We start from the raw sequence: 15506 nt of genomic DNA, 5'->3' as shown, positions 1-15506 counted from the left end.
ATTATATAGTAGTCCTCTTAGATAGAAGCAATCTTAACCAAGCTGCAGTGCGCATATATTTGCGCAAGAGCTCATATATAAGAAGTGCTTTAAAATATATTGCAAGAAAGGAGGATATCCAGGCAATCCCGATTTGACAGATGGGAATATATGAAATAAAGTGTGTTTATAGAAAATATTAGGAGGGATAGTATGTCTGCGGTATATATTATAGTGAATATTGCCATTATGCTTTTATTGATTTATGGGCTATATGTGATGCAGAAAAAACATATATCGTTCTCCAAGCGTGTATTCACTGCACTTGGAGCGGGGATTATATTCGGCTTTGCCCTGCAGTTCATTTACGGATCCGGTTCGGAAGTAATCGCCGAGTCGGCTGAGTGGTTCAATCTTGCCGGGGGAGGATATGTCAGATTTCTGCAAATGATTGTCATGCCGCTCGTCTTTATTTCAATCCTGGCTGCTTTTACGAAACTGAAGCTGACCAATAATATTGGAAAAATCAGCACCCTGATCCTTGGGATCCTGGTTGGGACCACGGCAATTGCGGCTGCTGTCGGCATCACTGCCGCGCTTGGCTTTGATCTGGAGGCAGTGCAGATTACACAGGGAGAAGCGGAATCTGCACGGGCTGAACAGCTTGAGCAGCGGTACGGGGAAATTCAGGACCGCACTTTCCCGCAGCAAATACTGGATCTTCTGCCTGCCAATCCATTTCTGGATTTCACAGGTGCGCGGCCTACGTCCACCATTTCTGTTGTTATATTTGCCGCCTTCCTGGGGATTGCCTATCTTGGCGTAAAACGGAAATCACCTGAGCATGCGGAGCTTTTTGCGAGAATAGTAGATTCTTTTTACAGCATTATCATGAGGGTCGTTACATTGATTCTCCGCCTTACGCCATACGGGGTTCTGGCCATCATGGCAAAGACCGCGGCGACCAGCGATCTTGATAGCATCCTGAATCTTGGCAAATTTGTCGTTGCTTCCTATGCAGCTCTCATTGTTATGTTCCTGATTCACCTGCTGCTGCTGATATTGGCAGGCCTGAATCCTGTCACTTACATGAAAAAAGCTTTCCCTGTCCTGGCTTTTGCCTTCACATCCAGGACGAGTGCTGGAGCACTGCCGCTGAATATTAAAACTCAGCGGTCACTCGGGGTATCTGAAGGGATAGCCAACTTCTCAGGTTCATTCGGCCTTACTATCGGCCAAAACGGATGTGCCGGAATTTATCCGGCGATGCTGGCAGTCATGATTGCGCCTACAGTAGGGATCGACCCTCTATCACCGTCATTCCTGCTGTCTGTCATCGCCATCGTCGCCATCAGTTCTTTTGGCGTAGCAGGCGTAGGCGGCGGAGCTACCTTTGCGGCACTGCTTGTCCTTTCAGCACTCAATCTGCCGGTAGGGCTTGCAGGCCTGCTCATTTCCATCGAGCCCCTCATTGATATGGGGCGGACAGCGGTCAATGTATCCGGAAGCATGACATCCGGCATTCTCACAAGCCGTTTGACTGGGGACATTGATACTGCAGCTTATAATGATGCTGCTAATAAAATTGAAGCAGAAGCTTGATTGGAAAGGCCGGGGGGCTCCCTCGGCTTTTTCTGTATAAAAACGAAATGAGTGGCAGAAGAACGCATGCCCCATTACAATTAAGGAAAAAAAGGAGTTCGGACGTGAAAATGGATAACTTTGAAGAATATGAAGATCCTGTTTTATATGATATTGAGAACAGCTGGACAGGGGAGCTGCATCTGCTGCTGGAGCTTTTGGAAGGTAAAAGGGGGCCGGTCATCGACCTGGCATGCGGGACAGGGAGGCTCGCTATCCCGCTGGCTGAAAAGGGTTTTGAAGTGACAGGCGTCGATATACATAAAGGCATGCTCGGCAGGGCGGCTGAAAAAGCGAAAGGGCTTCCCATCAAATGGATCTGCGGGGATGTAAGATCGGTGGATCTGGATTTGAAGTCTGGGCTAGTTTACATGTCCGGCAATTCCTTTCAGCATTTTTTGACCAATCAAGACCAGAACAGACTGCTGGAAGCCGTTGTAAACCATCTGGACAAAAGCGGGCTGTTTATCTTCGATACCCGTTTTCCTTCTGCAGAAAAATTGCTTCAGCCTGAAGGAGAGGAATATTGGAAAACCATCACTGGAAAAAGCGGGGAGCAAATAAAGGTTTCTACGATAAGCAAATACGACAAGTTAACACAGATCCAGCATTACCAGACAATCCGAAGGAGCGATCTGGAAGAGACAGTAAAGAATATTTTTCTGAGATATACATATCCGCAGGAAATGGAACGTCTGCTTGAAAGCTGCCGCCTGGAGATAATCCAGGTCTATGGAGGCTGGGACAAAAGGGCGCTGACTGCCCGGTCTGAATCCTTGGTCTATGTATGCAAACTGGCTGAAGAAGCCTGATACAGGCTCCTTCAGCCAGTTTGCCGGGGCTATGCCCCTGCTGCTGAATGCCGGCCCCGATTCATCATGATCGTCAGGATTGCCACACTGATGATGGTCAGGAACGAATAGAAAAAATGCGTCCATCCGACTGCTTTTATTCCTGATGAAATAATCAGCGCATCCATCATAAAGATGATCAGACCCACATTGACAGAAAATGCTTTTGAGAGAAGCTGTGCAAGCAGATCAGAGCCGCATGTGCTTGTGTCATACCGGAGCATGAGTCCGATTCCGCAGCCGACCAGTATTCCTCCAATAACAGCGCTTGGCAGTATCCCCAGCGGCATGGTTCCTTTGATAGGTTCAAAGAGGTCAATAAAAATAGAGGAAGCCAGCAGACCGGACAAACTGTAAAAGAAATACTTGCGGTGATAAAACCAGGCCGCTGTATAAACAGGGATGCTGAGGCATACCAAAGACAGGCCCGGGGGGAAATCATAATAATAGTGCAGAATCAGGCCAAGCCCGATAAAACCGCCATCCAGCAGATGATGAGGAATGATGAAGCCATTGATGCCAATCCCCATTAGAAAGCTTCCCATTATGATAGCAGTCATTTTATGTACCATCTCTCACATCACCTTATCTTGTCCTGTCCTATAAAGAAAAGTATGTGCGAATTGTACATTTAGAACGTCACCTTAAGGGTCATAAATTGAAAGCTGAGACTGGAAGGCTTCTGTTCAATCCTGCTCCTGCAGCTGCTGACAAGGCAGTAATTTTCAGTAGAAGAGGGAGGAAAATAACAGGAAGATACAGCCCGTACTCCTATATTTGTCGGGCGCTGCTGCCTATGTTCCAAAAGTTGGTAATGGGTGATTGGTATCTTTTCGCGAAAATATCAGCTATAATGCCCACTATATAAGAAAATTATAGAAATAGCCCTTATCAGGAGGGCGAAAGGGGACGGATCATGAAGAAGATTAAATGGACGATGCTGGCAGTCTTGACCGCTGCCGTTTTAACTGCTTGCGGCGGGAACGAGGACAATGCTCAATCAGAAGATAAGAATGCAAGCAAGCAGGAAGAGAAGAGCCAGGAGGCCAGCATGAAGGAAATGCAGGAAAAACTGGACAAGCAAAAAGTCGATGAAAAAGAAACCGTTGCTGTTGTCAATGATGATAAAATTCTGGGCAAGGATTTTAACGGTATGCTCCAGAATGCTCAAATGAGCTACCAGATGAGCGGACAGGATCCAACTACCAAGGAAGCCTCAGAACAAATTAAGCAGCAGACAATAGACAGTCTGGTCGGACAAAGCTTAATCATGCAGGAAGCCGCTGAAAAAGGCTACAAGGCCTCAGAAGAAGAGGTGCAGGGCCAGCTGGATGAAATAAAGAAACAATACGAAGGCGATGACAAGAAATTTGCCGCTGCCCTAAAGGATGCGGGATTGACTGAAGAAGAGCTGAAGGGGCAAATCAGCGATTCTATCGTATCAAATAAGTATATCGATAAAGAAATTAAAGCAGATGCCGCTACAGAAGAAGAAGTAAAAGCATATTATGATCAAGTGAAAGCATCAACACCTGAAGGGCAATCAGTTCCGGAATACGAAGAAATAAAAACAAAAATCCAGGAACAGCTTAACGACCAAAAGAAACAGGAAGTACTGGTCAAACAGGTTGAAGATCTGAAAAAAGATGCCAAGGTTGAAGTACTGATATAAAAGAAAGAGCAGCTGCATATTGCAGCTGCTCTTTTTGTCATTTCGATTGGTCCAGCTCCAAAGCCTAGCCCCTCGAGTCATAAGCCACGCCAGAATTAAAGGCAAAGAACGCCTTTTATTCTGGCGCGTCTTATGCTTGTCGGGGCTGAGCAAGGCTTTTCCGCATTTCGATTGGTCCAGCTCCGGCTCCTAGGTGCTCGAGTCATAAGCCACTTTGGAACCGAAGGCAAAGAACGCCTTCAATTCCAAAGCGTCTTATGCTTGTCGCACCTGAACAGTCGCCTCCGCATTTCTATCAATGCGGCAAAAACGCCAGCTGATAAAAGAACAATACGGCAAAAAGGTAAACAAGCGGGTGGACGTCGCGCCATTTTCCTTTTACGATTTTCATCAGCGGGTAGGAGATGAAGCCAAGTGCGATGCCTGTTGCGATGCTTGATGTCAGCGGCATGCTCAGGATGATCAGGAAGGCAGGGAATGCTTCATCCAGCTCATTCCATTTAATATGCGAAATGCTCCCCATCATCAGGCTGCCGACAATGATCAGTGCTGGTGCAGTGATGGCCGAAAGTCCGGATACCGCGCTTACGAGCGGACCGAAAAAGGCTGCAAGGACAAACAGACCAGCTACAGTCAGGGAGGTCAGGCCGGTCCGGCCGCCTGCGGCTACTCCTGAAGAAGATTCAATATATGCGGAGGTCGGGCTTGTACCGAACATTGCACCGATCGTGGTAGCGATGCTGTCAGAAAGAAGCGCCTCCCTCGCCCGCGGCATGGTATTGCCTTTCATGAGCCCGGCCTGCTGGGCCACGCCGATCATTGTTCCTGTTGTATCGAAGATCGTAACAAGCAGGAAAGAGAAGACGACTGCATACAGACTATGCTGGAAGACTTCCGCAAATGCTGACAGCGGATTGGCAATGATCAGGCCATCAGGAAGTGAAGGCAGTGAAACAAATCCTTGCTCAAAGCTGAGCTGGCCGGTGAAAAAGGCAATCAGTCCGGTAGCGATCATTCCGAAAAACATTGCGCCATTTACATTCAATACCATAAGGACGAGTGTGACGGCCAGGCCGATAAGCGCAAGCACGGCAGATGGCTGATGAAGGTCCCCAAGTGCTACAAGATTGGTCGGATGGCTTGTAATGATGCCTGTAAGCCGCAGTCCGATGAAGGCAATGAACAAGCCGATCCCGGCCGTGATGCCATGCTTCAGATTTTCAGGAATCGCTTCAATCAGCTTCTTCCGGAAAGGTGTCAATGACAGGATGATAAAGATGATCCCGGCAACGAAAACGGCTGCAAATGCCGTCATATAATCAATATTTCCATGAGTGCCCACAACTGAATAGGCGAAATACGCATTCAAGCCCATTCCAGGGGCGATGGCTATCGGGTAATTGGCGAACAGGGCCATCCACAATGTCCCGGCAACAGCAGCAATGATGGTCGCTGTGAATACTTGCTCAAAAGGAACACCTGCATCTGAAAGGATGACAGGATTGACGACTACAATATAAACCATCGTCAAAAACGTTGTGATGCCTGCTAGAACCTCTGTTTTCACATTGGTTTGATAATCTTTAAGTTTAAACATAAAAAACCTCCGGAAATACGAACATTTAAAAAGCACAAATAATATAATATTCGTTTTTATAATGAAATTCAAGTGCTAATCATTATTATTCTGTAAAATGCCTGAATGCATTCGGTTTCACATAAACTTCAGCTTAAAACTGGTACCGGGAAAAAAATTAAATAATTTGAAAATGGGTTGATTATTGTAACCTGCAGACTTTACACTTATTTCAATTACTGAATGGGGGAATTTTGCATGTATGCAGAATTGCAGGGACTGACAATCTTTGAACAGGCGGAAAAGCTGACAGCAGAGCTCATCAAGCGGGATAGCTATACCAATACAGACGGTGAAAGAAAGAAGGCAGAATTTATTAAGGAGATCATCGGCACCTTTCCATATTTCAAAACCCGCCCAAGTTTTTGCTGGGAGCAGAAGATTGAAGCGGACCCTTTTTCCAGGAAAAATGTATTTGCTTTTATTAAAGGAAAGGGAAAGCAGACAATCCTCTATCATGCCCATTTAGATACGGTAGGGATTGAAGACTATGGCACATTAAAGCCTATTGCCCATGATCCGGACGGGCTGCAGGCTTTCTTTGCGCAATATGAAGCAGATATGGAGCTTTGTAGTGATTCAAGATCAGGTGAATGGCTTTTTGGCCGAGGGGCGCTTGATATGCAAAGCGGAATTGCTGTCCACCTGGCAAATCTCCTTTATTTTTCAGAGCATCCAGAGGAGCTTGACGGGAATCTGGTGGTCCTCTTCAATGCGGATGAAGAAGGCCAGCACACAGGCATTCGGGCTGCACTGGGGGAACTGCTCCGGCTCAAAGCAGAGCACGGGCTTCAATACCGGGCCAGCATCAATAATGACTTCATCTCCCCTCTGTTCGACGGAGACAGCAGAAAGTATATCTATGCAGGAACTGCCGGCAAGCTGCTGCCGTGTTTTTATATTGCAGGGAGAGAAGCGCATGCAGGCGAAAGCCTTGCAGGGCTTGACCCGACGATTGTAGCATCAGAGCTCAATCTAAGGATCAGCCAGAACTTCAATCTTGCGGAAAAGGTAGAAGATGAATTAATCCTGCCGCCGAGCTGCTTATATATGAAAGATGACAAAAAAAGCTATGATGTCCAGACAGCCGTAAGCTGCAAGCTGTATTTCAATTATTTTATCTATAATAAATCGCCTGTAGAGCTGATGAAGGAATTGAAGATGATTGCAATGGAAGCGTGCACTGACGCTGAGAGGAGGCTGTCGGAGAGCTATGAGCTTTATCGGCGCACCAATAGCCTTCCCAGGGGAGGTCATGACTGGGGAATGGAGGTCATCACCTTTTCGGAAATGGTCCATTATCTTGATGGACTAGGGCTCGATCCTGTGAAAGCTGTGAGGGATAGCATTAAAGAAGCGGGAGAATATGAAAATGATGAGCGGATGCTTGCATTCGCAGCTGTCGAGGCACTTCACCGGCTTGATCCCGAGAAAAAGCCGAGAGCAATCCTGTTCTTTGCACCTCCATTCCTTCCTGCGAATCACATTGAGGGTGGAATCATCCTGAGCTGTCTAGAAGAAGTGCTTAGAGAGGAGGAGATGCTGACAGGCGAGGAATTTAAACTGAGAAAGTATTTCCCTTACCTGTCTGATGCCAGCTTTCTTTCATACAGCGGGTCAGATAATGAAATTGGCTTGTTAAAGCAGAATTTCCCGGCAATGGACAAGCTCTTTCCCGTCCCGCTGGGAGAAATGAAAACACTGAATATTCCTTCCCTGAATATCGGAGTCTATGGAAAGGGAGGACATAAATGGACAGAAAGAGTCTACAAGCCATATACCTTTGGCATTCTGCCTGACCTGATCAGAAAGCTGACTGTCAGGCTGCTTCAAAGCGGCTGATCATAAGTCCCGTTCTTTAAAAGGCTGCCTCAGTCAGCAGCCTGATCCAGGAAAAATCTGCGTGTAAGCACAAGCCCTGCTATATAAAGCCCAAAAGCAAAATAGGCAGGGAGGAGATGATAAAAGGTGGTATAGCCGATATAAAAATGGGTAAGAATGCCTGCCGCAAAGGCAGGAATCCCTCCGATGAGGAGCATCCTCCACACCCACTTCTCACCTTGCCGGAAGCCCCATAGGGCGGTCATCAGCACCAGCAGGCCAACACTGAACAAAGCGCTGCCAAAACCGGCACGGTCATGGGCAATCAGCGGGATGAGCTTTTCATTGAGATTGTTCATCTGTTCAGGGGTCATGCAGATATATCCGATATCAGTCTGAACGAAAACACCGGTTGCACCTATGGCGGAAATGGATATCCCCCCAATAACAAAAGAAAAACCAAGGATGACAAAACACAGCTGCCCCCAGAGGCTTTTGCGCCAGGCTACTGTGTTTTTTTTATTAATAGAACGAGGCCTTTGATTGGCTTCCTTTGAGTTCCGGAGCCCCAATAAAAAGAAGGGAAGCAGAATAAGCCAAAAAAGTCCGTGAAGCCAATCAAAGTAGCCGTATCCGATAAACAGCAGGATTCCGAGAAAACCAGTCACCGCGCCAGCATTGATGGCCTTCCGTGCCCAGTGGAGACCGTTCCTGGCACCGTGGCGGGCAAGCTCCATATAGAGGATTCCGCCGGAGATCATGGTCCCGGCGAGTGTCATCCGGTCGTGCAGCATAAATTTGATGAGCAGCGGGTTCATCAGTATAAGGTCTTCCCGGCTGATGCCAAGGAAATGTTCATCATAGGGAAGAATGACAGATGTCAGGCTGAAAAAAAGGGCGATCAGCCCGCCAATCAGGATGAAAAGACCAAACAGCCAATACAGCATCCAGCCTCCAAAATCCCCCCTTCCTGCATGAACCTCGAGGTCTGCAGCCGCTTCATTGATCCTCTTTGGAAGCCCGGGCCCTGAGGAAACATATCCTCCCGACAGCATAATCAAGTCTGCTCCTGCTGTATATAATGAAATGGCATCCTCCGGCTCAAGGACTCCCCCGGAGATAATTGCAGGAAAGCCAGCTGGATATGCGTTTCTTATAGTCGATAAACAATCCGTGAAAGCTTCTGGAGCGCTCAATGGGAAGGTCTGCCTGCCGCCTGAAAAAGACGCCTCTTCATCTAATACAATCCCCTGAATCAGGTCTTCATCTGCCAAAGCGGCAATAACGGTTTGCTGCTTCCGGAAGGCAGCGGGGGAAGTGCCCAGGAGGACAGGTTTGCCTTTAAGAATACCGGCAATCTTTCTATAGTGATCCTGCTTAAACCTCCAACCGCTTTCAATGATCATTGCCGAAGCATATGGGCAAAGGCGTCCAGCCAGCTCGATAATTTCAGCTGCTGCCAAATCCATGCTGGAAGCAGGTGAATCTATTCTGATGAACAGCGGCTGATGGGCAGCTTTCATTTTTTCAAGCTGGGAGATCGTCCTATCCACTCCAATGGACTCCAGCGGGACAGGATAGGAAATCGATCCATCTTGATGCTTGACAGCGGTCCCGCTGGAAAGCTGCACTTCCATAGAAACAGGGCCGGCTTCCAGAAAACCGAAGCCGAGCCCGGTAAAAGCCTTTGTACCGGAAAGAAGGGGGTCCACTTTCCCGCTTAAGCCGACAGGCGATTGAAAGCTGTATCCAAGCATCGTCTTTTGAAGTTCAGGTGCCGGAGACATATGGCCAAGAAATTCAATGATGTGCCTGCCGCCCGGCAGCGATGAAAGAGTGTTCATCCCTTTATGGATAAATTCCCGTCCCGCTCCGCCCGGGAGCCTTTTCAGAATCGGTTTGAATATCGGATGATATGACCAGTCAGGCATCGTGTGCACCTCCCTGATGATTTTCTAATCCTAGTGTACTGGAAAACTTCCATTCTAACCAGAAGGCAGCGAGGGGGCAGGACGGCATTTTTTTCTGGAAATATAAATGAAAATATTTTCCAAAATCAGTACCCGTTGTAAAATAAAATTATGAAATCAATTTGAATGTGCGAGGTCACTAGAATGATAGAAGGAAAAATCTTGGTTGTCGAGGATGAATTGCCGATCCGGAAGCTTATTCTATTTAATCTTGAAAGATCCAACTTCGAGGTGCTTGAAGCGGGAGATGGGAAAACGGCGTTGCAGCTTGCGGAGGATAAAAACCCTTCACTCGTGGTGCTGGATGTGATGCTTCCTGATATGGATGGTTTTGAAATATGTGCAAGGCTCAGGGAGCGGCACCCGGATCTGCCCATCATTATCCTATCTGCAAGAGGGCAGGATATGGACAAAATCATGGGTCTTGAAATCGGGGCAGATGACTATATTGTCAAGCCCTTCAACCCGCTTGAGCTTGCCGCAAGGATCCGCTCTGTTCTGAGGCGGACATCAAGGAATACTTCCCCGGTCCGTCCTGCAGCCTTAGAGCTGGGCCCTTACCTGCTTGAAGTCAAAACCCAGCGCCTGTATAAGTCGGGCAGGCTTGTAAAATTGACGGCAAGAGAATTCCAGCTGATGAAGTTTTTCCTGCAAAAGCGGAATGAGCCAGTCACTAGGGATGAGCTTCTTGACGAAGTGTGGGGATTGAATTATTTCGGTGATCCGAAAACAGTGGATGTCCATATCAGGAGGCTGCGGGAAAAAATAGAAGATGAACCATCAAGCCCTTTGTTTCTTAAAACGGTTTGGGGGTATGGCTATTGCTTTCAGGAAAGCGGGCATAAGTCATGAAAAATGGGATCGGAAAACGTCTTGCAGGAAGCTACCTTGTGATGATCATCATCACAGTGGCCCTTTTCGAGGCCGTCATCCTGTCAGCCCTGCGGCTTTATTATATGGGGGGTGTCAAGCAGGCGCTCAGGGATCAGGGGAGCATGTTCTCCGTTTATTATGAGCAATATTTCCAGACTAGGCCGCTCAAGGATTCTGCAGATCAGCTCCTGCAGCAGTACAATTTCCTCCTTGATGCTAAGGTGCAGATCGTCGGCAAGGATGGAGCACTGCTGTCAGGGAGCAGCCTGTCGGAAGGAGAAAGCCTGAAGGGTTTTCAGGATATAGAATCTGCCCTTTCCGGTACTACAGGCTATTGGACGGGGACCGAAGCTGGAGAAAAGCTTCTCTCTGTAGCAAGGCCGATCCTCGTTTCCGGAGAGCCGGTAGGTGCCATCAGGCTGACAACTTCACTCGAACAGCTTAATGAAGTTTTCCTGCAAAATGCATCAGCATTAATTATGATCGGACTCGCCGTCATCCTGATTGCCGGGATTATAAGCTATTTTCTGGCGAATACGATTATTAAGCCTGTAAGCCGTATAACAGAGGCTGCAGAACTGATGGCATCCGGAAAGTTTTCAGTGAGGATCAAGAAGGAGCGGGATGATGAAGTTGGCCTGCTTGCCGATACATTGAATTATATGGCCGAGGAAGCCGAAAAGCATGAGAAGCTGAAGAATGAATTTATTGCCTCTGTTTCCCATGAGCTGAGGACACCTTTGACCTCTGTCAAAGGATGGGCCCTTACACTCCGGAGCATGACGGATGATAAGGTGTTCACCGAAGGATTGGATATCATTACAGACGAAAGTGAAAGGCTTAGCCATCTGCTCGGTGAACTGCTTGATCTATCAAGCCTTTCATCAGGGAAGGCGGGCTTTGTTTTTGAGCGTATCCTGCTGCAGAAAATGGTCCAGCAGACAGTCAATCAGCTTAGACCGCGGGCGAATCGCCAGTATATCCTTTTATCCAGTGAAATAACGGAAGAACCCCTTTTTTTAAATGCAGACAGAGATCGGCTGAAGCAGGTGCTCCTGAATGTTCTTGATAACAGCTTGAAGTTCACACCTGCAGAGGGCGCCATATCAGTCGCCCTGAAGCGGAGGGAAAAGGAAGCAGTCATTATCGTCAGTGATACAGGGGCGGGGATACCTGACGATGAGCTGGAAGCAGTTAAGGAAAAGTTTTATAAAGGAAAAATTCATGGAGCTGGAACCGGACTTGGACTTGCAATCTGCCAGGAAATCATAGCGGCACATCAAGGGCAGTTTGAGCTGGCCAGTGAGAGAGGAAAGGGAACTGCCGCATATATCAGGCTGCCTTTGTAAGGATGGAAGAATGTATTTCCTTCTAGCCCTTGAGGGAGAGTGGAGGGGAAAATGAGAAAACTCAAACTTATAACCATACTGCTGGGCTTTTTGCTGCTTGGAGGGTGCACGTTTCTTCCTGAGCCGGTCAGCCTTATACAGGCGCCAAGGCCCCCGGCAGAAAAGATTCAGGAAAAAGAAAATCTTGAGCCTGTCGCCAAGCGGTTCCTCCCTGCAGATGCAATTTTAGCGGTTCCTGACAGGCCGGTTGGAGGAAGCAGCATACTGGAAGCGGATTTTGATGGAGATGGGTCACCGGAAGCGGCAGTTTTCTACAAGCTCAAAGGAGACCCCGGCAAACCAGGGACTCTTGTTCTCAAAAAAGTGCAAAAAGAATGGACTTTGCAGGAAGATATAAAAGGGATTGGATTTGATGTTGGCTGGGGTGCGGCCGCCGACGTGACAGGGGATGGAGCGGATGAACTATTGCTGGGCTGGAGCATCGGCGCTTCAGCAGGAAGCACGCTCAATATTTTTTCCTTTGCTGAAGGCTCCCTGAAAAAGATTGGCCAGGAAAACTATCACGAGCTGGAAATGGTCCGCCCTGAAGAAGGATCTTTCTATTCATTGGCCGTCTGGGCACGCGATCTTGCTGATGTGTATCAGGTTGATATGCTGTCATGGAACGGCAGCCGCTTTGCTTCTGATAAAGAGCTGTATCCAGCTTACTTCCCTGAAGTATCACAATATTATAAAGCAAGGACAGCTGAAGTCCCTGATGCAGCAATGTACTGGTATTTCCTGGCTGAAGCACAGGTGAAGGAAGGAAAGCCCGAAGAAGCAATCCAATCAATTGAAAAGGGCATGAACCTAAACATGATTATGCCGGGTTACAGCAAGTTTTCAGAGCTGAAAGACGAAATTATAGCCATGCTTGAAGACAGGGAGGGACAGGATACTGCTTTATATATTCCCGAACCCGACCTGACGCTCGCTATCCCGCTTGAATTGTTTCCTTATTTGGCTGTCGAGGGATCTCCCGGACCAAGCAATGAATACCGTTTATCTGCTAGCATCAAGCCCGAGGGGGAGGAAAAAGGGCAGCTGTTTGATATTGTGATTTATCCTAAAGATGCGGGAGAACCCATTGATGAAAAAGATATGCTGAAGCTTTTTGAGGATGACCGTTTTATATATATGGTCAGGAAAGGTTGGAAAAACCCCTATCCCCCGGGCAGTCCTGCTTTTGATCTTTACAGCTTGGCAGTATCCAAAAAGGATGAAATAATCTCCAGCCTGAAGAGGGGCTCTCCTGTACAGAAGCTCGAAAATCTGGAGGAAGAAATGCTGGCTGCTGCCATCAATGAAGCGGCACAAAAGCGCTGGCATGTTCAAAGCGGCGGCAATATAGAAGAAATGGAATCCATAACGATCAATGAATTGGACTATCGCTTTATGGGCAGTGATCTCGATTCAGAATCAAAGCTGATCCAGTATTTTTCATCTTCCTTTACAAACGAAGCCATTTCAGCTTATATCACTCATTCAGGCATCAAGGTCCACAATGGAAGACTCGTGCAGCCTAATGCAGACGGGGGGTCCATCATGGGCTATCAGCATGCAGAAATCCTTCAGATGAAGGATGCCGGTGACGTGAAAGAGTTTGATTTAAAGGCCCCGCTCGGTGATACACTTTTATACGAAACCTTTCATATTGAATTTGAAAAAACAAAGGCGGGCTGGAAAATTTCTTCTATGCCGGGAAGCTTTTAGTGTATAAACCATCCCCTGCAGCCAGGGATGGTTCATTTCTGTTATGCTGCTCATGTTATTTTTCATGATCCTTGCTGCTGCCTTTTCTCAGGCTTAAGCTATAGGCAGCAGCTGACACTACTGAAGCGCATAGGAACAGCAGGCATAAAATCCCTAGCATCCGGCGTCCTCCTTCCTGAATTTCTCAAACCATAAGAGGAGCATAAAGTATGAAATGCGTTCCAGCGCAAGTGAAAATGCAGCATGCTATAATGCTGATAAGCAAGGAGGTCAGGGGATGGCGAATATCAGAGAAATTGCCAAACTGGCAAACGTGTCTGTGTCAACAGTTTCCAGGGTGCTTAATAAGCATCCTTATGTGGCTGAAGAAAAGCGGCTGGCCGTCATGCAGGCCATTGAAAAACTCGATTATATCCAGAATATCAATGCAGTCCATCTGTCAAGAGGGAAGACCAGGACGGTAGGAGTTATGCTGCCATATGTGAATCACCCTTATTTTTCTTCCCTGCTGGAAGGGATTGGAGAGGAAGCTTTAAAGCAGGATTATGGGCTTCACCTTTTTCAGACTGCCTATGATCCTGATAAAGAAATAGAGGCACTCGCAAAGATGAAAATGAGGATGGTTGATGGGATGATCATTCTTTCCCGGAAAAGCAGCTGGAGCAAAATGGAGGAGTACTGCCTCAGCATGCCTGCAGTTATATGTGAAAAGCTGGACCATCCTGCTGTCAGTGCTGTGTATATCGACCATTATAAGGCGTTTCGGCAGGGGCTCGATCATCTGCTGTCTAAAGGATATAGGAGAATCGGCTATTGCATTGCCAGGAGAACCGGAACAAACAGCATGCTCCGTTATCAGGCATTCTCTGAAGGATTGGCAGAACAGAGTATCGCCGTTACAGAAGATTGGATTTTTGACAGATGCCTGGGCATTGAGGATGGCGAAAGGGTGGCCAGGCAGCTTTATGGGATGGCAGAGCGGCCGGACGCGCTGCTCGTCAGCAGCGATCAGGTGGCAGCCGGCATCATTGCGGAATGGAGCAAGCTGGGACTCAGGATACCAGGTGATCTTGCTGTTTTAAGCTTTGATAATCATCCGATTTCCAGGGCTTTGCAGATTACAACGATGGATCTGCCTGTAAACGAAATGGGCAAAACAGCTTTCAGGCTGTTCCTCGAAAAGCTCACGAGCGGACAGGTAAAACAGATGGAGGCAGAAGCAGCCCTGATTGAAAGGAAAACTGTCTGAAGGGACATGCTGCCGGGGAGTGAGTGTATGGAATTAAACAGTGAAGAAGATATAGTAAAGGCCATTCAGGAGGACGGCTGGATGATGGACATCCTGAAAGCGGCTGAAGCTGCCGGGCTGCCGGACTGGTGGATTTGTGCCGGGTTTGTCCGCTCTAAGATATGGGATGTTTTGCATGATATCCGGGAGAGAACGCCTCTCCCGGATATCGATGTCATATATTTCGATAAAGAAAATACTGGTGAAGCTTCTGAAAAGGAGGCTGAACAGCTGCTGGGGAGGCTGCTGCCCGGTGTTCCATGGTCCGTGAAAAATCAGGCAAGGATGGCTGTCCGGAACGGGATGCCTCCTTACGCTTCTTCTATTGATGCTGTTTCCAAATTTCCTGAAACAGCAACTGCGCTTGCTGTTACCCTGGATCAGGGCCGCCTTAAATTGGGTGCCCCCTGGGGAGTGGAAGATGCCGTCAGCGGAGTGGTCAGGCCGACCAGTTTTTTCCTGGAGAATGAAGAGAAAAGGGAAATATACCGCCAGAGGATAATAAAGAAAAAATGGCATCTCAGCTGGAGCGGGCTGTGCATTCAGCAGATTTAAAAGGGCTATAAAATAATCCAGCAGAAATAGGGCATGAATAAGGTAATTGGGCAGAGGTTGTAGTGATTGATTTTTGGAGATAAAATGTTATAGTTGAAAAGGATTTTAATCAAAGGCTT

General features: G+C 47.6%; 12 protein-coding genes. 9 read left to right on the top strand and 3 right to left on the bottom strand.

Features of this window, described 5'->3' with window-relative positions; all coding sequences use genetic code 11:
- Positions 1–192 precede the first annotated feature (192 nt).
- Complete coding sequence (locus CYJ37_RS19075; RefSeq protein ID WP_101551085.1) at positions 193–1581, top strand: L-cystine transporter; 1389 nt, start codon at positions 193–195, stop codon at positions 1579–1581.
- Between the two features lie 110 nt (positions 1582–1691).
- Positions 1692–2432 (top strand): class I SAM-dependent methyltransferase, encoded by a 741-nt coding sequence (locus CYJ37_RS19070; protein ID WP_257964252.1) that lies wholly within the window; start codon positions 1692–1694, stop codon positions 2430–2432.
- A 29-nt stretch (positions 2433–2461) separates the two neighbouring features.
- Here CYJ37_RS19070 and CYJ37_RS19065 read toward each other — a convergent pair whose 3' ends face one another.
- On the bottom strand, positions 2462–3031 hold the full coding sequence (locus CYJ37_RS19065; RefSeq protein WP_224949857.1) for a YitT family protein: 570 nt from the start codon (positions 3029–3031) through the stop codon (positions 2462–2464).
- A gap of 356 nt (positions 3032–3387) precedes the next feature.
- On the opposite strand from CYJ37_RS19065, the gene CYJ37_RS19055 reads away from it, so the two are divergent.
- Positions 3388–4143: a SurA N-terminal domain-containing protein gene (locus tag CYJ37_RS19055; RefSeq protein WP_009795034.1), complete on the top strand. Its 756-nt coding sequence runs from the start codon at positions 3388–3390 to the stop codon at positions 4141–4143.
- Between the two features lie 295 nt (positions 4144–4438).
- Here the strand turns inward: CYJ37_RS19055 and CYJ37_RS19050 are convergent, their stop codons facing one another.
- On the bottom strand, positions 4439–5740 hold the full coding sequence (locus CYJ37_RS19050) for an NCS2 family permease (protein ID WP_009795035.1): 1302 nt from the start codon (positions 5738–5740) through the stop codon (positions 4439–4441).
- 237 nt (positions 5741–5977) lie between these two features.
- Here CYJ37_RS19050 and CYJ37_RS19045 point away from each other — a divergent pair, with 237 nt between their 5' ends.
- Positions 5978–7621, top strand: coding sequence for a M20/M25/M40 family metallo-hydrolase (locus CYJ37_RS19045; protein WP_101551078.1), 1644 nt, complete (start codon positions 5978–5980; stop codon positions 7619–7621).
- Between the two features lie 29 nt (positions 7622–7650).
- Here CYJ37_RS19045 and CYJ37_RS19040 read toward each other — a convergent pair whose 3' ends face one another.
- Complete coding sequence (locus CYJ37_RS19040) at positions 7651–9531, bottom strand: dihydroorotate dehydrogenase (RefSeq protein ID WP_101551076.1); 1881 nt, start codon at positions 9529–9531, stop codon at positions 7651–7653.
- Positions 9532–9714: 183 nt separating this feature from the next.
- Here CYJ37_RS19040 and CYJ37_RS19035 point away from each other — a divergent pair, with 183 nt between their 5' ends.
- From CYJ37_RS19035 to CYJ37_RS19015, 5 genes are all read left to right on the top strand, one after another.
- Positions 9715–10422: a response regulator transcription factor gene (locus tag CYJ37_RS19035; protein ID WP_009795038.1), complete on the top strand. Its 708-nt coding sequence runs from the start codon at positions 9715–9717 to the stop codon at positions 10420–10422.
- Positions 10419–11792: a sensor histidine kinase gene (locus CYJ37_RS19030; RefSeq protein WP_101551074.1), complete on the top strand. Its 1374-nt coding sequence runs from the start codon at positions 10419–10421 to the stop codon at positions 11790–11792. Before CYJ37_RS19035 ends, CYJ37_RS19030 begins: the two co-directional genes overlap by 4 nt.
- Positions 11793–11843: 51 nt before the next feature.
- Positions 11844–13544: an IseA DL-endopeptidase inhibitor family protein gene (locus CYJ37_RS19025; RefSeq protein ID WP_101551072.1), complete on the top strand. Its 1701-nt coding sequence runs from the start codon at positions 11844–11846 to the stop codon at positions 13542–13544.
- A 277-nt stretch (positions 13545–13821) separates the two neighbouring features.
- The gene (locus CYJ37_RS19020) at positions 13822–14793 is read left to right on the top strand and encodes a LacI family DNA-binding transcriptional regulator (RefSeq protein ID WP_180827376.1); all 972 of its coding nucleotides are present in this window, start codon (positions 13822–13824) and stop codon (positions 14791–14793) included.
- Between the two features lie 27 nt (positions 14794–14820).
- The gene (locus CYJ37_RS19015) at positions 14821–15387 is read left to right on the top strand and encodes a nucleotidyltransferase family protein (protein ID WP_101551068.1); all 567 of its coding nucleotides are present in this window, start codon (positions 14821–14823) and stop codon (positions 15385–15387) included.
- Positions 15388–15506 lie beyond the last annotated feature (119 nt).

Source organism: Bacillus sp. UMB0728, from assembly GCF_002858875.1.
Lineage (GTDB): Bacteria > Bacillota > Bacilli > Bacillales > Cytobacillaceae > Bacillus_AB > Bacillus_AB infantis.
This window is presented reverse-complemented; position numbering and strand designations above follow the sequence as displayed.

Excerpts from the sequence above, each read along its gene's own strand:
- CYJ37_RS19075 (WP_101551085.1), top strand. The coding sequence starts at position 193 with ATGTCTGCGGTATATATTATAGTGAATATTGCCATTATGCTTTTATTG.
- CYJ37_RS19070 (WP_257964252.1), top strand. The coding sequence starts at position 1,692 with ATGGATAACTTTGAAGAATATGAAGATCCTGTTTTATATGATATTGAG.
- CYJ37_RS19065 (WP_224949857.1), bottom strand. The coding sequence starts at position 3,031 with ATGACTGCTATCATAATGGGAAGCTTTCTAATGGGGATTGGCATCAAT.
- CYJ37_RS19055 (WP_009795034.1), top strand. The coding sequence starts at position 3,388 with ATGAAGAAGATTAAATGGACGATGCTGGCAGTCTTGACCGCTGCCGTT.
- CYJ37_RS19050 (WP_009795035.1), bottom strand. The coding sequence starts at position 5,740 with ATGTTTAAACTTAAAGATTATCAAACCAATGTGAAAACAGAGGTTCTA.
- CYJ37_RS19045 (WP_101551078.1), top strand. The coding sequence starts at position 5,978 with ATGTATGCAGAATTGCAGGGACTGACAATCTTTGAACAGGCGGAAAAG.
- CYJ37_RS19040 (WP_101551076.1), bottom strand. The coding sequence starts at position 9,531 with ATGCCTGACTGGTCATATCATCCGATATTCAAACCGATTCTGAAAAGG.
- CYJ37_RS19035 (WP_009795038.1), top strand. The coding sequence starts at position 9,715 with ATGATAGAAGGAAAAATCTTGGTTGTCGAGGATGAATTGCCGATCCGG.
- CYJ37_RS19030 (WP_101551074.1), top strand. The coding sequence starts at position 10,419 with ATGAAAAATGGGATCGGAAAACGTCTTGCAGGAAGCTACCTTGTGATG.
- CYJ37_RS19025 (WP_101551072.1), top strand. The coding sequence starts at position 11,844 with ATGAGAAAACTCAAACTTATAACCATACTGCTGGGCTTTTTGCTGCTT.
- CYJ37_RS19020 (WP_180827376.1), top strand. The coding sequence starts at position 13,822 with ATGGCGAATATCAGAGAAATTGCCAAACTGGCAAACGTGTCTGTGTCA.
- CYJ37_RS19015 (WP_101551068.1), top strand. The coding sequence starts at position 14,821 with ATGGAATTAAACAGTGAAGAAGATATAGTAAAGGCCATTCAGGAGGAC.